Genomic DNA, 14,320 nt, shown 5'->3' on the forward strand with positions numbered 1-14,320 from the left:
GCTCAGCTCGGTGGGACTTCTCGATTCCTGACCGGTCGCAGTGCATTCTTCACCACGATCGTCGGCAGCCGGTGCTCGCCCGCGGCGACCCCGTCGCGGTAACGGGTCGGTGAGAGTCCGACGAGTTCGCTGAAGCGAGTGCTGAAGGTGCCCAGGGACGAGAAGCCGACGGTGAAGCAGATCTCGGTGATCGTGAGATCGCCGCGGCGGATGAGGGCCATGGCTCGTTCGATCCTGCGCGTCATGAGATACGAATACGGTGACTCGCCGAAGGCCGCTCTGAACTGGCGGCTGAGGTGCCCGGCGGACATGTGCACGCCTGTGGCCAGGGCCTCCACGCTCAATGGCTGGTCGAACTCGCGGTCGATGCGGTCCCGGACCCGGCGCAGAGCCACCAGCTGTTCGTTCACCCCTCGTCGACTCCCTGCTTCAGGGTGCGTCCGCGGAAGAAGTCGGGATGGCGGACGGATTGGAAGATCATGATGACCACTCCCAGGGCCAGCACCCCGATGCCGAGGACGAAGACGAGTCCGACGCCGAAGACCGAGGATCCCGAACCGTAGTCGGGGTCGAGAGAGTCGATTGCGGTGGTGACGAAGATGATCAGCAGGGTCACGCCCCCGACGAGCGGGAACAGGAACCGGTAGAAGAACGTGCGGGTCGAGGAGAAGAGGCTGCGTCGGAAATACCAGATGCAGGCCAGACCCGTGATGCCGTAGTAGAAGCAGACCATGAGTCCCAGCGCAGTGATCGTGTCCCACAGAGCGTTCTCCGAGAGCAGGCGCATGACGACATAGAAGATGATCGCGGCCCCCGCCGAGGTGACGGTGGCGACCGATGGGGATTTGTAGCGGGGAGAGACCCGACCGTACTTCTCAGGAAGCGCCCCGTAGTGGCCCATCGCCAGGATCGTCCGCGAGGGCGAGACCATCGTCGCCTGCAGCGAGGACAGGGAAGATGAGAGCACCGCAACGGACACGAGCACAGCGAAGGGCCCCATGACCGGGCCGGCGAGTGAGGCGAAGATCGATTCCTGGTTGTCGGGGTTGCCCGCACCCAGCCCTTTGGTGCCGACCCCTGCGAAGGAGATGACGGCGATCGTACAGGCGATGTAGATGATGACGATCGCGATGATCGTGAGCATGGCAGCGCGACCTGGAGTCTTCTCCGGATCCTTCGCTTCCTCGTTCATCGTGATCACCGTGTCCCAGCCCCAGAACAGGAAGATCGACAGCGATACGGCCGCAGCGACGGTGGAGAAGTCGCCGGCGGACAGCGGATTGAACCAATCAAGCGAGACCGGGGTCGGATCATAGGAGGTGCCGTTGGACGCCTGCACGATCGCAGCGACGACGAACCAGCCCAACGCCAGCACCTGGAAGGCGACCAGCCATACCTGCAGCTTCTCGGTGGCTTCGACTCCCCGATAGGACACCCAGGCCGCAGCAGCGGTGAGGATGATCGTCACGGGGATGTTGATCCACAGCACCCGTGTGAGTTCGGCGATGGACGGATCGGAGAACACTTGGGACAGCAGAAGGAAGAGGAAGTCGACGGCAACGGCTGCGAGGTTGGACAGCACAAGGACGGTGGCGGCGACGAGCCCCCAACCGCCCATCCAACCGAGCCACGGCCCGAACGCTCTGGTCGCCCATGTGAACGTCGTGCCCGAATCCGGCATCGCGGTATTCAGTTCGCGGTAGCCGAAGACGACGAGGAGCATCGGCACGAAGCCGATGAGCAGCACGGCCGGGGTGTGCACTCCGACCTCGGAGATCGTCGGACCCAGTCCCGAGGTCAGCGTATAGGCCGGAGCGATGCAGGAGATGCCGATGACGGCTCCCCCGATGGCTCCGATCTTGCCGGCGGAGAGTCCTTTGGAGCTCAGTCCGCTCGTGTTCGTCGACGGTGACGGCTGTGTGCTGCTCATCTCAGGACTTCTCGCCGAGGATCCTCTCGGCGGTGGCGGTGCCGATGCGCACCGCTCCGTCGACGTGCTGGTAGCCTTCGGCAGCGATATCGGAGCTGGCGAAGTGGATGGGCCCGACCGGGTCGTTCTGGAACGGTCCCCACCGGTGCAGACCGCCCAGGTCGTAGCTCGTCGCATAAGCTCCGCGGGTCCATTCCTCCGCGCCGAAGTCGGAGAGGTAGAACACTCGGGGGTCGAGTGCCTTCGGGCCGAGGAATTCGGCGAGGGCTTCGAGGATCTTCGTCCGGCGGGACTCTTCGTCCAGGGCCCACATGGCATCGGCGTTGACATCGGAGATGAAGCCGACGAGAGTACCCTGCTCTTCACCGTGGTTCGTGTTGTCGTAGACCTCTTGGACGAGACGTGAGGCACCGAATCCGGTTCCGCACAGACCGTCTTCGCGCCAGAACGGGCTGTCGTAAGTGGCGTGGACCTTGATGACGAGCCCCATCGACTGGTGTTGGTGGAAGATCTGCTGGAGCCTCGGCAGCGGCGGGTCATAGCTGATGCGCGAGTACAGGTTCGGTGGCACGGCGACGATCGCATGGCCTGCGCTGACTGTCAGCTCGTCGGTGGAAACACTGACGCCGGTCTCCGACCATTCGATCCGGCGCACCGGCTGCTGCAGACGGACGATGTCCTCGCCGAGCTCCTCGGCCATCTGCACCGAAACCGACTGCATCCCGCCGACGACGCGACGATCGAGGATGAAGTGATCGTCGACGAGATTCGTGAACGATCCCGCCGAGGCGGCCATGAGAATGGCTTGGAGTGCTGAGAAGGTGGTGGCGGGCTTGGTCAGCATGCCGCCGGCGACGAACAGCCCGATGTTCTCACATGCGAGTTCGTCCTCGGACTGCTGGCGCAGCCAGTGGTGAAAGGAGATCGAGTCGAGTTCGGCAGCGTCTTCGGCATCCCAGGGTGAATTCGGACCGATCCTGGCGGCGAGTTCGTCGAGGATGCCGATGAGACGTTCCATCTCGGACTGGGTCGACTCCCCCACCGGGAACATCTCTCCCGAGTAGACGGTGCGTTTTCCGTCGGGAGCGATGTAGACGCTGTCTCCGTCGCGGTACCGCGGGTAGGTCTCTTTGCCGAGTTCGTCGACGAGCGCGAGCAGCGCGGTCTGGTCCGGGGAGATCCACTGGCCGCCGAGTTCGAACATCTGCCCGTCGATGTGTTCGGTCCAGGTGCGGCCGCCCACGCGGTCACGGGCCTCGAGCACGATGACGCTGCGTCCGGCCTTCCGCAGCCGACGGGCGGCGCTCAGGCCCGATGGGCCTGCTCCGATGATGACGACGTCACGGGTTTCTGCGGACACGGCGAACTCCTCCTGAAGCGATTGGGTGGCTTCAGACTAACGAGGTCCCGGGCCCGTGCCAAGACGGATTCGGCAAGTGCGGAATCCGCACTCGCCCGTGCGGTCAGCGGAACTCGCGGGGATCCGCCGCAGGGTCGTTCTCAAGGGTGGTGATGAAGCTCCACGAATCGGGTCGCGAACCGTCGAGGTCATTGAATCCGTAGTGGACAGCCAATCCGTGGGTGTCCTGCGTCGTCGAGTTGAAGCTGTGCCGGTCGGGATCGGCGGCCAGTGCGACAACGGAACGACCGAGCAGATGAGGCGTCTCGGAGATCGCAAAATCACGTGGCGGTTCGGTGCGGGTTTCGTCGAGCGAGTCGCGCATCCAGTCATCCTCTGTGGTGCCGAAGTGATCGAGCATCATCTCCGATCGCAGCCAACCGGGGGTGATGGCGACCGCGGTCGCTTCCACCTTGGCGAGTTCGTGGCCGAGCCCGAAGGCCAGACGGCTCACAGCCGTCTTCGTGAGGTCGAGGAAGATATTCTCCCGGTAATGGCCCGCGTTGAACTCTGCGGTGCCGTCGGTGATCTCGATGTGGAGACCGCCCGGATTCCGTGTGAGCAGGGGCAGGGCGGCATGTGCGGTGTGCAGGTGAGTGAGCAGACCCGCCCGGAACAAGCGCATCTCGGTATCGAGTTCAGTCTCCCAGAACGGTGTGCCCCACTCGACGTAGGCTTCTCCCCCGATGTCGTTGACGAGGATGTCGAGACGACCGTGGTGGGCTTCGATCTGGCCGATCACCTGTGAGATCCGGGCCGGATCGAGGTGATCACAGACGTGGGCTTCGGCCTGGCCGCCTTCGTCGGTGATGAGGGCGGCGGTGTCTTCGATCGTCTCTGTGCGTGCGTAGTCGGAGGGACGCTCGTGGGTCGATCGGCCGGTGCAGTGGACGAAGGCGCCGGCGCGTGCGAGGTCCCGGGCGATGGCGCGGCCGGCTCCTCGGGTGGCCCCGGCGACGAGGGCGACCTTGCCGCTCAGCGCACGTTGGGAGAACGGAGCGAAGTCGGCGGGGTCGGCGGCGTGAGCTGATTCCGGTGTCGGTGTATTCATGGGAACAGTCTCATCGGCTTCCACTGACATCTCGTGTCAGTGTCCTTCATTATTCTCGGAATTATGAAAGCTGCTCGCCTCGTTTCGGAGATCGTCATCCTCGGTGCGCGTTCTCGGCCGCTCACGGCATCCGATCTCGCGCGACGTCTCGAGGTCACCGAGCGGACGATCTACCGTGACCTCGGTGAGCTGTCGCGGATGGGCGTGCCCGTCATCACCGAGGCGGGGCCCGGCGGCGGGATCAGCCTCCTCGGCGACTGGGTCTCGCCTGTGGCGGGTCTGACCCGGGACGAACTCGACTCTCTCCTCATCGGCTCCCCTGCCGCGGCCGATCTCGGCTTCTCGTCCGCGTTGGCCACGGCCCGAGCGAAAGTCCTCGCCGAATCGTCATCGGCATTCTCGCAGCTCATCCTCGTCGACGGGCCGGATTGGTTCATGGCCAAGGAGGATCCCGAGCAGCTCGACACCATCGTCACCGCACTGCGCACTCAGCGGGGACTGCAGGTCACATATCGCGGACGGAACGGTCTGCGATCGCGCACACTGCTGCCTCTGGGACTCGTCGTCAAGGCCGGTCGCTGGTATCTCGCGGCGCAGCCGCCGGGAGGCAGTCCCCGAACGTATCGAGTTTCACGGATCGGCTCGGCCGAGCTGCGATTCCTCCACTGCACTCCCCCGCCTTCTTTCGACCTCGCGGACTACTGGACGGGGGCGCAGGCTGAATTCGATGCTTCGATTCGTCGGATACTCGTGAGACTGCGGCTGCCCGTGGCCCAGATCGACGACCTTAAGCGCGCGATTCCGGGCCGACTCACCGAGGACGCCATCAACACGGGGCGGACGGATCGCGACACCATCGAGATCGACCTTCCCATGGAACCCGCCGGGGTGGCCGTCAGCCAGCTCGTCACCGTGCCCGGGGTCGAAGTCCTCTCGCCAAAACAGCTCCGCCGCGTCCTGCACGATCATGCATGGGCCGCGGCGGAGCTCAATGAGTGACGTGAGCAGTCAGCAGCTCACCGCCCGGGTCACTGCACTTCGTACTTGCCGTTGATCTGCCCGGCGCCGACACCGCCGACGGCCTCCATGGCGGCTTTGGACAGGTCGAAGCACCGATTGCCGTGGTAGGGGCCGCGGTCGTTGACCCGCACCGTCACGGACTTTCCGTTCGCGCTGTTCGTGATTTTCACCTTGGAGCCGAACGGCAGAGTCTTATGGGCCGCGGTGAGCTTGTTCGTATCGAAGATCTCGCCGTTTGCGGTCTGTTTCCCGTCGAATCCGTCACCGCCGCCGTAGTAGGACATCGGGCAGCTGCCGGACTCGCCGGCCGACTTGCCGGAGTTCGACGGTCCGTCGTTCTCATCAGCGGACCCGCCGGACGAGCCCTCGTCGCCAGAGGATTCTCCGCCGCCGGACGAGCCCTGATCCTTTTTGTCAGCGGTCTTCGACGGCTCAGGGCTGGGCGTCTCGATATGAGTGTCGATCGTGACTTCTGCGGGCTTCTCCTTGGCCTGCTTCTTCGCCTTGGCGAGGAATTCATCCGCGGCCTTCGTCGGCTCGGAGACGGCGACAGCGGGGGCTTCGGCCGGCGCTTCGGCCACGACCTGGCCGCCCGTGGAGGCACCATCGGGCACCATTGCAAGGCTCGAAGCGACGACGGCTGCCGTTGCGGCCGTCGGCACGATGAAGGCGGAGAGCACCGGACGGGTGCGGACTGCTGCCAGCACTCCCCCAGCGGTGTTCGGGCGGCCGGTCGGTGCGTGGCGTCCGGTCTTCTTCTTCGCCGTCAGCGCTGAGAAGATCGAACCGGTCTTCTTGGTGCTCGGTGCTGAGTGTCTGCCCACAGTGGTGTTCCTCGTCGTCATCAGAAAGTGTCTCGGCAACTCGGAGATGCAACGGGAAGACCTCTCGCAAAAGTGCGCTCGAGGAGAAACTCCAAGTTATCTGATCGTTACCTTCACAGATTCTAGTTAAGGAACTGTTACAAAAGCAATGTGGCACACCCGAACGGTGTGCCACATCGCTGAGATCCTGCTCACGACAGCATGTCCGTGTGCCGCTGGTCCTCGGAACCTCGACGGATGCGAGAAACGCAAGGCGGTCCTGGCGAGCCGGTGATGGTCAGCGGGACTTGCGCGTCACCAGTTTTCGGACACCGTCGGCTCCTGTCGTCACGGTCTCCTGTGCCCGGTCGAAGGCTCGTTCGACCTTGCCGCTGCGCACAGCGTCATCGATCGCGTGCGAAACGGAACCCAGTGCACGGTTGACGCCGTTCTCGGTGGCTTCGATGAGGCGGGAGGTCGAGGCCGCCTCACGCACATTCTTCACACCTGTGCTCGCGACGCTGTATGCGCGTCCGGCGGCCCGGCGGGCGCGTTCTGTCGGGGTCTTCGCGGTTGCGTCGATGACGTCGTCGGGTTCGATGGGTTCGCGGTGTGAGCTCATGGCTCCATCCTTGAACACAGCCTCGGCGAAATCAACACCCTGGTTAGGATTGGACCATGAATTCCCAGCGGGAGGTCATCGCGGACCCAGAGATCATCGCGCACCGAGGCGGCCTCTGGCCGGGGATGAGCGAAAACACCCTCGAGGCCTTCGCCGCTGCGGCGTCGGCCGGAGTCAAGTGGATGGAGACCGATGTCCACGCCTCCGCTGACGGCATCCTCTTCGCCGCACACGATGCCGACCTCAATCGCATCGCCGGGCTGGGCCACACCATTCGGGAACTGCCGGCAGCCGAGCTCGACCGAGTCGAACTCCTCGCGGGCGGTCGACTCCCCCGCCTCGAGACGCTGGTGGAAGCACTGCCGGACGTGCGATGGAACATCGATGTCAAAGCCGCCCACAGCATCGGCCCGATGATCCGCTTCGTTCACAATTTCCATGCCGCCGACCGCATCCGCCTCGCTTCCTTCGATTCCGCAACGCTCCGACGGCTGCGCATAGCTCTGCCCGGTGTGCGGACGTCGACGGGGACGACGGAGACCGCCCTCTTCGCCCTCGGCCGACTGCCGGGAATTCCCGATCATGGGGTTGCTCCCCTCCCGCCCGGAGCCGACGCTCTCCAGGTTCCGGTCTCGTTCAGACGGATCCCCGTAGTCACAGCGGACTTCGTCGACCGGGCTCACCGGTCAGGTCTGCTCGTCCACGTCTGGACGGTCAATGACGAGGCGACGATGCGGACGCTGCTCGATCAAGGAGTCGACGGGATCGTCACCGATGATGTCGAGCTCGGCCTCGACGTGCTCGCTGGCCGACACGGCTGAGTCGAGATTCCGGTCGAGGAATGGATCACTCCCGGTCGGCGAGGAATATTCGAGCACGGTAGACTGTTACATTGCGTCCAAGGTGTGCAGTCGAGTCGGAAGGTCTTAGATATGAGCGAACGCAGTCTCCGCGGAACACAGTTGGGCTCGCGCAGCCTCGAAACCGAAGAGGGCGTCGAGCCGGCACCCCGCCAGATGGTCGAATTCGAATGCGAAGACGGGACCCGTTTCAAGGTGCCGTTCTCCATCGAAGCCGAGGTTCCCTCGACCTGGGATTCGGGAATCCACGGCATCGGCGTCCGCGTCGGGGTCAATGAACCCGATGGCGAGCCCGTCAAGCATGTGCGTTCCCACTGGGACATGCTCCTGGAACGCCGATCCTTCGACGAACTCCAGGTGCTCCTCGACGAGCGCCTCGCAATCCGTCGCGGTGAGGTTCCGGCCCAGAGCTGATATAACCACAACAAGAGCACACAAGGGGTGCAGGTCAACCGACCTGCACCCCTTATTGCTACCTGACGGCGGCCTAGCAACCTCGCGCGAAGTTGCTGGGCCGCCGTCAGGTAGTAAGAGGGGAATTTAGGTGGTGGGGGTGGAACGGGTCAGCAGGCGGCGCAGCTGACTGCGGCGGCGGGTCAGGCCCCAACTCGCAACCTTCGTGAACGCTTCGGTGATGATCGAGCCGCTCATCTTCGATTCACCGAGCTCGCGTTCGACGAAGACGATGGGCACCTCGGCGACGCGGAAGCCAGCTTCGACGGTGCGGTAGGTCATGTCGATCTGGAAGCAGTATCCCTGCGACTGCACACCGGAGAGATCGAGTGCCTCGAGCACAGCGCGGTTGTACGCGCGGAAGCCGGCGGTCGCATCTTTGACTCCCAGACCCATGACAGCGTTGACGTAGACGTTCGCGCCGCGGGAGAGGAAGTATCTCGACTTCGGCCAATCGACGATCTCGCCGCCGGGCACCCACCGTGAGCCGATGATGAGGTCTCCTCGTCCTTCTCCCGCGGCGTCGAGCAGCTGCCCCAGGTCGAGGGAGCGGTGAGAACCATCGGCATCGAACTCGCAGATGATCTCGTAGTCGCGTTCCAATGCCCATTCGAATCCAGCGATATAGGCCATTCCGAGCCCTGACTTCTCGCTGCGGTGGAGGACGTTAATGCGGGGATCCTTCTCAGCCTGCTCATCGGCCCACACGCCGGTTCCATCGGGAGAGCCGTCGTCGACGATGAGGACGTCGACTTCGGGCTGCTGTTCGAACAGTCCGGCCAATGTCACGGGGAGGGCGAGACGTTCGTTGAAAGTGGGGATGACGACAAGAATCTTGGAAAGCACGGACTCCACGATACGCGGAAGTCGCCCCAGACAATGAGTCGACACCCCCGCCTTCGGACCACGCTGCCGCAACAGCGAGTTATCTATTGACGGGAGTGCCGACTCCATCCCACGTCAAGCGGAATGTTCACGTCGAATCTAGTGGCCGCCGGAGACTTTGCAAAATCGCTGTGACCTGGGCTGATGGCTGAAACTGCAGGTCAGAGGCTCAAATGAAAAACCGGAATTTTCAGTCCATCGGCGTGTCGGCTGGACAGGCCGAAGCATCGGTTTCAGATCAGAGTTCCACCCGGGTGGGCAGCGCCACATCGGGAGACAGTTCGGGCAGCCCCGGTGTTCCCGACCGCGGATCGGTGCTCCAGGCTGCGACGCGCGGGTCGGCGACCTGGACGACGAGCCGTTCGACCTTCCAGCGCACGATATCGGCATCGGCACCGGGGGCGAGCACTCCGCCTTCGGGATTTCCGGCCGCCCGGTGGGCGAAGCGGGTGGCAGCGTTGAAGGCCGCACGGGCGCCGATTCCTCCGTCGCCGACGACGGCATCCCGCACTCCTGCCCAGGGCGAGGTTTCGGAATGGCTGAAGGACACCTGCGCTCCGGCGGCGAGCAGCTGTGCCAAGGGCTGCGGGCGAGCCGGGTCGAGGGTGATGGCGATTCCGCTGCGGCCGAGGGCTTGGACCTGATCGTCCGGAACGGCGAAGTCCAGGCGCAGACGGTACCCGTGGCGTTGGGCATGTGCGGCATCGGCCCGCAGGGTCTCGAGCACCTCGGTGAGCTGGTCGTCCGAGGCGACGAGGATGAAGAGGCTCAGTGCCGGCAGCTCCTCGAGTCCGAGCAGGTCAGCGGCGGTGATCGAGGCCCGACGGGTTCCGAAGGAGCCGGACTCCAGCTGCGGGTAGTCGACGATCGACAGTGCCTCCGGAGCGTCGGCGGCGAACCGGGCGACCGCCTCGGCGGTGCCGATCGCGTGCACATGGGTGAACCCCTGTGCGTACAGGTCGGCGGCCGACGGGGCCGAGTCGTCCACGATCAGCCCGGCATGGACGAAGCCCGGGGTGAGGAAGTCCTCACCGAGGTCGATCGCCTCCGGGTCCAGAGCCTTGGCCGCTTCATCGGAACCGATGAATGAGACCTTTCCGTCCGCATATCCCAGCGCCGTCGCAAACGGGTCGACACTGCTGTAAACATCTCCACCAAAGTACATAGTCACAGCCGACAGGCTACACCGTCGGCCGTTGCGGCTACACCTGTGTCAGGAGGGTCGGGTATCGTCACCTGATGTGAAGCCCTTGGTTCTGCTCGATACTCCAGCCCTGTACTACCGCGCCTTCTATTCGGTGCCGGATTCGATCGTCAATGCCGACGGTCACCCGGTCAACGCCGTTCGAGGGGTGCTCGACACCGTCGCGCAGATGGTGCGCCGGTTCGACACCGATCGTGTGATCGCGACGATGGACGCGGATTGGCGTCCGGCCTTCCGCACCGCGATCATGCCCGAGTACAAGGCGGCACGCGTCAAGGACGAAGAAGCCGGCACGGAGATCCCACCTGAGCTGGCCGTGCAGCTGCCCATCATGAACCGCGTCCTCACAGCCGCGGGGATTCCCATCGCCGAGGTGGCCGGGACCGAAGCCGATGACGTCATCGCCACGATGGCTGCCCAGTCGAAAACCCCTGTGATCATCGTCTCCCCCGACCGCGATCTGTTGGCTCTGCTCGACTCGTCCGCCGAAGTCAGCGTACTGCGCCCCCGGAAAGGCGGCGAGTGGGAAGCCCTGGCACAGACCGACCTTCCGACCGCCTACGGAGTGCCCGACGGCGCCCGCTATCGCGAGCTCGCCGCTCTGCGCGGCGATCCGTCCGACGGGCTTCCCGGAGCACCCGGTATCGGGGAGAAGACCGCCGCGACGCTGCTGGAGAACTTCGGCTCCCTCGAATCGATCGTCAAGGCCGCCAAGGCCGGGGTGAAGACCGGCGGGCTCAGTCCGAAGCGAGCCGCAACGATCATCGAGGTCGAGGAGAGTCTCTACAAGACTCTGGAGGTCATGCGCTGCCTGACCGACGTCGAGCACGGCATCGACCTCGACCGCGTCCCGAACAGCTTCGACCGCGCCGGGGTCGAAGCTGCGGCCGAGGGGCAGAACATCCGCCGCTCCGTCGACAATCTCACCAGTGCTCTCGAATCCGTGTCGGGGACCGCCGGTGCGGCCTCCGCACACTCCGCGGCACCTGGGCGCACAGCGACGGCGTCCGCGTCACCCGAGTCTGCCGAGTCAGCTGAGTCAACAGTACGGAACGGGACCGACGGTTCGTGGGCTCAGTCGCGGCTCGTCGGCTTCGACCTCGAGACCACCGGAGTCGAACCGGCCACCGCCCGAATCGTCACCGCCGCCTTCGTCGACTCGGCGGATCAGGTGCGCACGTGGCTGGCCGATCCGGGGATCGAGATCCCAGAGTCGGCGCGGGCGGTCCACGGCATCACCACCGAATTCGCTCAGGCCAACGGAGCGGCCGCCACTCAGGTCATCAGCGAGCTGTGCGCAGAATTCGCCGCACTGAGAGAAGAGGGCGCCGTCGTCGTCGGACACAACGTCGTCTACGACCTCAGTGTGATGGCCGCCGAGGTGGCCCGCCACCGCCCGGACATCGATTTCCCTTCGATCATCCCGACGATCGTCGACACCTTCGTCGTCGACAAGCACATCGATCCCTACCGCAAGGGCAAACGGACGCTCATCGAGACGGCGAAGAGCTACCGCGTCGAACTCCTCGACGCCCATGATGCTGCCGCCGACGCTCTGGCCGCTCTGGACATTTCCCGAGCATTGGCCGAGAAGTCGACGGAAATCTCAGCGATGAGCAACGATGAGATCATGGCCGCACAGGCCGATTGGAAGCGCTCACAGGCGGCAGGGCTGCAGGCCTGGCTGCGGAAGAAGGGCAACGCCGAGGCCGTCGTCGACGGTTCGTGGCCCATGTCCTGAACGCTAGACTCGACATCGACGTACAAACGACGAAGGACGACAATGGGATTCTTTTCTCGCCTGCTCAACCGACCCGGCTCTCATGCGGAGAAGACGACAGGTTGGTTCGAGCGCGCCGTCGACGATCTGGACGCGGCCGGGCGCGAATTCTCCGAACTCAGCGATGCCGAAATCACGGAGGCCGCCGGCGAGGTCTTCGGCTCGGGCACACAGCAGCAGACTCTCATCCGCTACTGTGCTCTGGCGCGCGAAGCCGGTGAGCGGGTGCTGGACGAACGCGCCTATGACACACAGCTTCGCGGACTCGTCGGGCTGCTGCAGGGCAGCATCGTGCAGATGGCCACCGGTGAGGGCAAGACTCTCGTCGGTGCGCTGGCCGCAGCCGGCTACGCACTGCAGGGGCGACGCGTGCACGTCGTCAGCGTCAACGACTACCTCGCCGTCCGTGACCGCAACTGGATGAAGCCCCTGTTCGACCTCCTCGGAGTGAAGTCAGCCGCGATCTCCGGCGCGCAGGGCGACGACGAACGCCGTGAAGCCTACCGCTCCGAGGTCGTCTACGCCTCGGTCACCGAGGTCGGCTTCGATGTCCTCCGTGACCGGTTCCTCACCGAGGATGCCGATCAGCGGGTGCCCGAACGCGATGTCGTCATCGTCGATGAGGCCGACTCCGTCCTCATCGACGAGGCGCGTGTGCCACTCGTCCTCGCCGGTTCTTCCAGTGTCCAGGACACCGACGCCGCGATCGCAGCGCTCGTGTCCCGGCTCAGCCCTGACACCGACTATGAGGTCAGCGCCGACAGGCACGCCGTCTCACTCACCGACGCCGGAGTCGACCGGGTCGAGGAGGAACTCGACGTCGAACTCTTCGGAGAGGACTCCGAGACGCTCGCCGCCGTCAATCTGGCACTCCACGCCCGAGCGCTGGTCAGACGCGACGTCGACTATCTCGTCGTCGATGGACGGATCAAACTCATCTCCTCGTCCCGAGGTCGCGTCGCCGAACTTCAGCGCTGGCCGGATGGACTCCAAGCCGCGGTCGAAGCCAAGGAGAGCCTCGACGCCACCGACAGCGGTGAGATCCTCGACCAGATGACGGTCGAAGAGCTCATCCACGGATATCAGACCGTCTGCGGAATGACCGGCACCGCCCTGGCCGTCGGGGACGATCTGCGCGAATTCTATGGGCTGGAGATCGTGCCCATCGATACGCACCTGCCCGTGATCCGCGTCGACGAACCCGACCGCCTGTTCACCTATCAGGAGTCGAAGGAACGAGCGATCGTCGAAGAGGTCGCCGACCATCATGCCCGCAGCCGTCCCGTTCTCATCGGCACCTCCTCGGTGGCCGAGAGCGAGTCGTTGGCCGAACGGCTGACCGAACGCGGAATCGACGTCGCCGTCCTCAACGCTAAGGACGATTCCCGGGAAGCAGAGATCATCGCGAAAGCAGGTGCACCTGGCGCGGTGACGGTGTCGACGCAGATGGCCGGACGCGGGACGGACATCCGACTGGCCGACGACGAGGTCGCTGACGCCGGGGGCCTCCTCGTCATCGGCGCCGGTCGCTATCCGTCATCGCGACTCGATGACCAGCTGCGCGGTCGCGCAGGTCGTCAGGGCGATCCCGGCACGTCCGTGTTCTTCACCAGCCTCGAAGACGAACTGGTCACCAGGGTTCCCGAGATCCAACGCTTCGTCTCCGAAGGTGATGAGACGGGTCTCATCGAATCCAAGCGCGCGCTCGGCCTCGTCGAACACGCTCAGCGCATCGCTGAGGGACAGAACACCGCACTGCATCGTGACACCTGGCGCTTCAACGAGCTCATGGCCAAACAGCGCGAGCTCGTCCTCGAGCGCCGAGCCGAGATCCGCAAGGACGACGAGCCCGTCGAGCAGCTGCGCAAGGAGCTCGGCGACCGTGCCGATGAGATCGCGCAGGACCACTCCGACGAGCTGCTGGACTCGGTGCTGCGAGAGGTCATGCTCTTCCACCTCGACGCGCGTTGGGTTGATCACCTCGCCTTCCTCAACGATCTGCGTGAGGGCATCCACCTGCGCACATTCGCCAGGGAGAAGCCGCACGAGGCGTTCAACACCGAGTCGATTCGGGTCTTCTCATCGTTCTGGTCCGATGTCATCGACGATTCGAAGTCGACGATCGAGGAAGCGACGATCACCGATGAGGGAATCGACCTCGAGTCGCACGGACTCAAACGCCCGTCGTCGACGTGGACCTACCTGACGACGGAGAACGCGTTCGGCTCCGATATCGAGAACATCGTGAAGAAGGTCCGCCGCTGAGACGAAGACGCTGCGTCTGCGCTCCCCCGGCGGAGAGCGCAGACGCGG

The 14,320-nt window shown here is 64.6% G+C and carries 13 protein-coding genes; 5 read left to right on the forward strand and 8 right to left on the reverse strand.

What is annotated here, in order from left to right; genetic code table 11:
- Window positions 1-2 precede the first annotated feature (2 nt).
- The 4 genes from KTJ89_RS03085 to KTJ89_RS03100 all read right to left on the reverse strand — a co-directional run bounded on the left by KTJ89_RS03085 (window position 3) and on the right by KTJ89_RS03100 (window position 4,380).
- On the reverse strand, window positions 3-410 hold the full coding sequence (locus KTJ89_RS03085; RefSeq protein ID WP_139467216.1) for a helix-turn-helix transcriptional regulator: 408 nt from the start codon (window positions 408-410) through the stop codon (window positions 3-5).
- On the reverse strand, window positions 407-1,930 hold the full coding sequence (locus KTJ89_RS03090) for an APC family permease (RefSeq protein ID WP_172169475.1): 1,524 nt from the start codon (window positions 1,928-1,930) through the stop codon (window positions 407-409). The genes KTJ89_RS03085 and KTJ89_RS03090 overlap by 4 nt, the downstream gene beginning before the upstream one ends.
- Window position 1,931: 1 nt before the next feature.
- The gene (locus KTJ89_RS03095) at window positions 1,932-3,290 is read right to left on the reverse strand and encodes a flavin monoamine oxidase family protein (protein WP_172169478.1); all 1,359 of its coding nucleotides are present in this window, start codon (window positions 3,288-3,290) and stop codon (window positions 1,932-1,934) included.
- A gap of 103 nt (window positions 3,291-3,393) precedes the next feature.
- Window positions 3,394-4,380, reverse strand: a complete 987-nt coding sequence (locus tag KTJ89_RS03100) for an SDR family oxidoreductase (protein WP_172169481.1) — start codon at window positions 4,378-4,380, stop codon at window positions 3,394-3,396.
- Between the two features lie 63 nt (window positions 4,381-4,443).
- Between KTJ89_RS03100 and KTJ89_RS03105 the strand changes: the two genes are divergently transcribed.
- A complete protein-coding gene (locus KTJ89_RS03105; RefSeq protein WP_172169484.1) occupies window positions 4,444-5,379 on the forward strand; it encodes a helix-turn-helix transcriptional regulator in 936 nt (311 codons plus the stop codon).
- Window positions 5,380-5,408: 29 nt separating this feature from the next.
- Here the strand turns inward: KTJ89_RS03105 and KTJ89_RS19240 are convergent, their stop codons facing one another.
- Together KTJ89_RS19240 and KTJ89_RS03115 are read right to left on the reverse strand one after the other, a co-directional pair.
- The gene (locus KTJ89_RS19240; protein WP_172169487.1) at window positions 5,409-6,245 is read right to left on the reverse strand and encodes a septal ring lytic transglycosylase RlpA family protein; all 837 of its coding nucleotides are present in this window, start codon (window positions 6,243-6,245) and stop codon (window positions 5,409-5,411) included.
- Window positions 6,246-6,501: 256 nt separating this feature from the next.
- Window positions 6,502-6,825: a hypothetical protein gene (locus tag KTJ89_RS03115; RefSeq protein ID WP_172169490.1), complete on the reverse strand. Its 324-nt coding sequence runs from the start codon at window positions 6,823-6,825 to the stop codon at window positions 6,502-6,504.
- A 56-nt stretch (window positions 6,826-6,881) separates the two neighbouring features.
- Here KTJ89_RS03115 and KTJ89_RS03120 point away from each other — a divergent pair, with 56 nt between their 5' ends.
- Together KTJ89_RS03120 and KTJ89_RS03125 are read left to right on the forward strand one after the other, a co-directional pair.
- A complete protein-coding gene (locus KTJ89_RS03120; protein ID WP_139908033.1) occupies window positions 6,882-7,646 on the forward strand; it encodes a glycerophosphodiester phosphodiesterase family protein in 765 nt (254 codons plus the stop codon).
- Window positions 7,647-7,757: 111 nt separating this feature from the next.
- Complete coding sequence (locus tag KTJ89_RS03125; protein WP_098731087.1) at window positions 7,758-8,099, forward strand: RNA polymerase-binding protein RbpA; 342 nt, start codon at window positions 7,758-7,760, stop codon at window positions 8,097-8,099.
- 126 nt (window positions 8,100-8,225) lie between these two features.
- Here KTJ89_RS03125 and KTJ89_RS03130 read toward each other — a convergent pair whose 3' ends face one another.
- Both KTJ89_RS03130 and KTJ89_RS03135 read right to left on the reverse strand, forming a co-directional pair.
- Window positions 8,226-8,984 (reverse strand): polyprenol monophosphomannose synthase, encoded by a 759-nt coding sequence (locus tag KTJ89_RS03130; RefSeq protein WP_259356763.1) that lies wholly within the window; start codon window positions 8,982-8,984, stop codon window positions 8,226-8,228.
- A 277-nt stretch (window positions 8,985-9,261) separates the two neighbouring features.
- Entirely contained in the window at window positions 9,262-10,188 is a 927-nt protein-coding gene (locus KTJ89_RS03135; protein WP_172170273.1) for a metal-dependent hydrolase, read from the reverse strand.
- A 76-nt stretch (window positions 10,189-10,264) separates the two neighbouring features.
- Here KTJ89_RS03135 and KTJ89_RS03140 point away from each other — a divergent pair, with 76 nt between their 5' ends.
- Together KTJ89_RS03140 and secA2 are read left to right on the forward strand one after the other, a co-directional pair.
- The gene (locus KTJ89_RS03140) at window positions 10,265-11,968 is read left to right on the forward strand and encodes a 5'-3' exonuclease H3TH domain-containing protein (protein ID WP_259356764.1); all 1,704 of its coding nucleotides are present in this window, start codon (window positions 10,265-10,267) and stop codon (window positions 11,966-11,968) included.
- A gap of 42 nt (window positions 11,969-12,010) precedes the next feature.
- Entirely contained in the window at window positions 12,011-14,272 is a 2,262-nt protein-coding gene (gene secA2, locus KTJ89_RS03145; protein ID WP_139908035.1) for an accessory Sec system translocase SecA2, read from the forward strand.
- The last annotated feature ends 48 nt before the right edge of the window (window positions 14,273-14,320 follow it).

Origin of the sequence: Brevibacterium sediminis (assembly GCF_024895295.1) — a bacterium.
GTDB classification, from domain to species: domain Bacteria; phylum Actinomycetota; class Actinomycetes; order Actinomycetales; family Brevibacteriaceae; genus Brevibacterium; species Brevibacterium sediminis.

What these genes read in the sequence shown, in the direction of transcription:
- KTJ89_RS03090 (WP_172169475.1), bottom strand. Translation starts at nt 1,930, where the DNA reads ATGAGCAGCACACAGCCGTCACCGTCGACGAACACGAGCGGACTGAGC.
- KTJ89_RS03100 (WP_172169481.1), bottom strand. Translation starts at nt 4,380, where the DNA reads ATGAATACACCGACACCGGAATCAGCTCACGCCGCCGACCCCGCCGAC.
- KTJ89_RS19240 (WP_172169487.1), bottom strand. Translation starts at nt 6,245, where the DNA reads ATGACGACGAGGAACACCACTGTGGGCAGACACTCAGCACCGAGCACC.
- KTJ89_RS03125 (WP_098731087.1), top strand. Translation starts at nt 7,758, where the DNA reads ATGAGCGAACGCAGTCTCCGCGGAACACAGTTGGGCTCGCGCAGCCTC.
- KTJ89_RS03135 (WP_172170273.1), bottom strand. Translation starts at nt 10,188, where the DNA reads ATGTACTTTGGTGGAGATGTTTACAGCAGTGTCGACCCGTTTGCGACG.
- secA2 (WP_139908035.1), top strand. Translation starts at nt 12,011, where the DNA reads ATGGGATTCTTTTCTCGCCTGCTCAACCGACCCGGCTCTCATGCGGAG.
- KTJ89_RS03105 (WP_172169484.1), top strand. Translation starts at nt 4,444, where the DNA reads ATGAAAGCTGCTCGCCTCGTTTCGGAGATCGTCATCCTCGGTGCGCGT.
- KTJ89_RS03115 (WP_172169490.1), bottom strand. Translation starts at nt 6,825, where the DNA reads ATGAGCTCACACCGCGAACCCATCGAACCCGACGACGTCATCGACGCA.
- KTJ89_RS03120 (WP_139908033.1), top strand. Translation starts at nt 6,882, where the DNA reads ATGAATTCCCAGCGGGAGGTCATCGCGGACCCAGAGATCATCGCGCAC.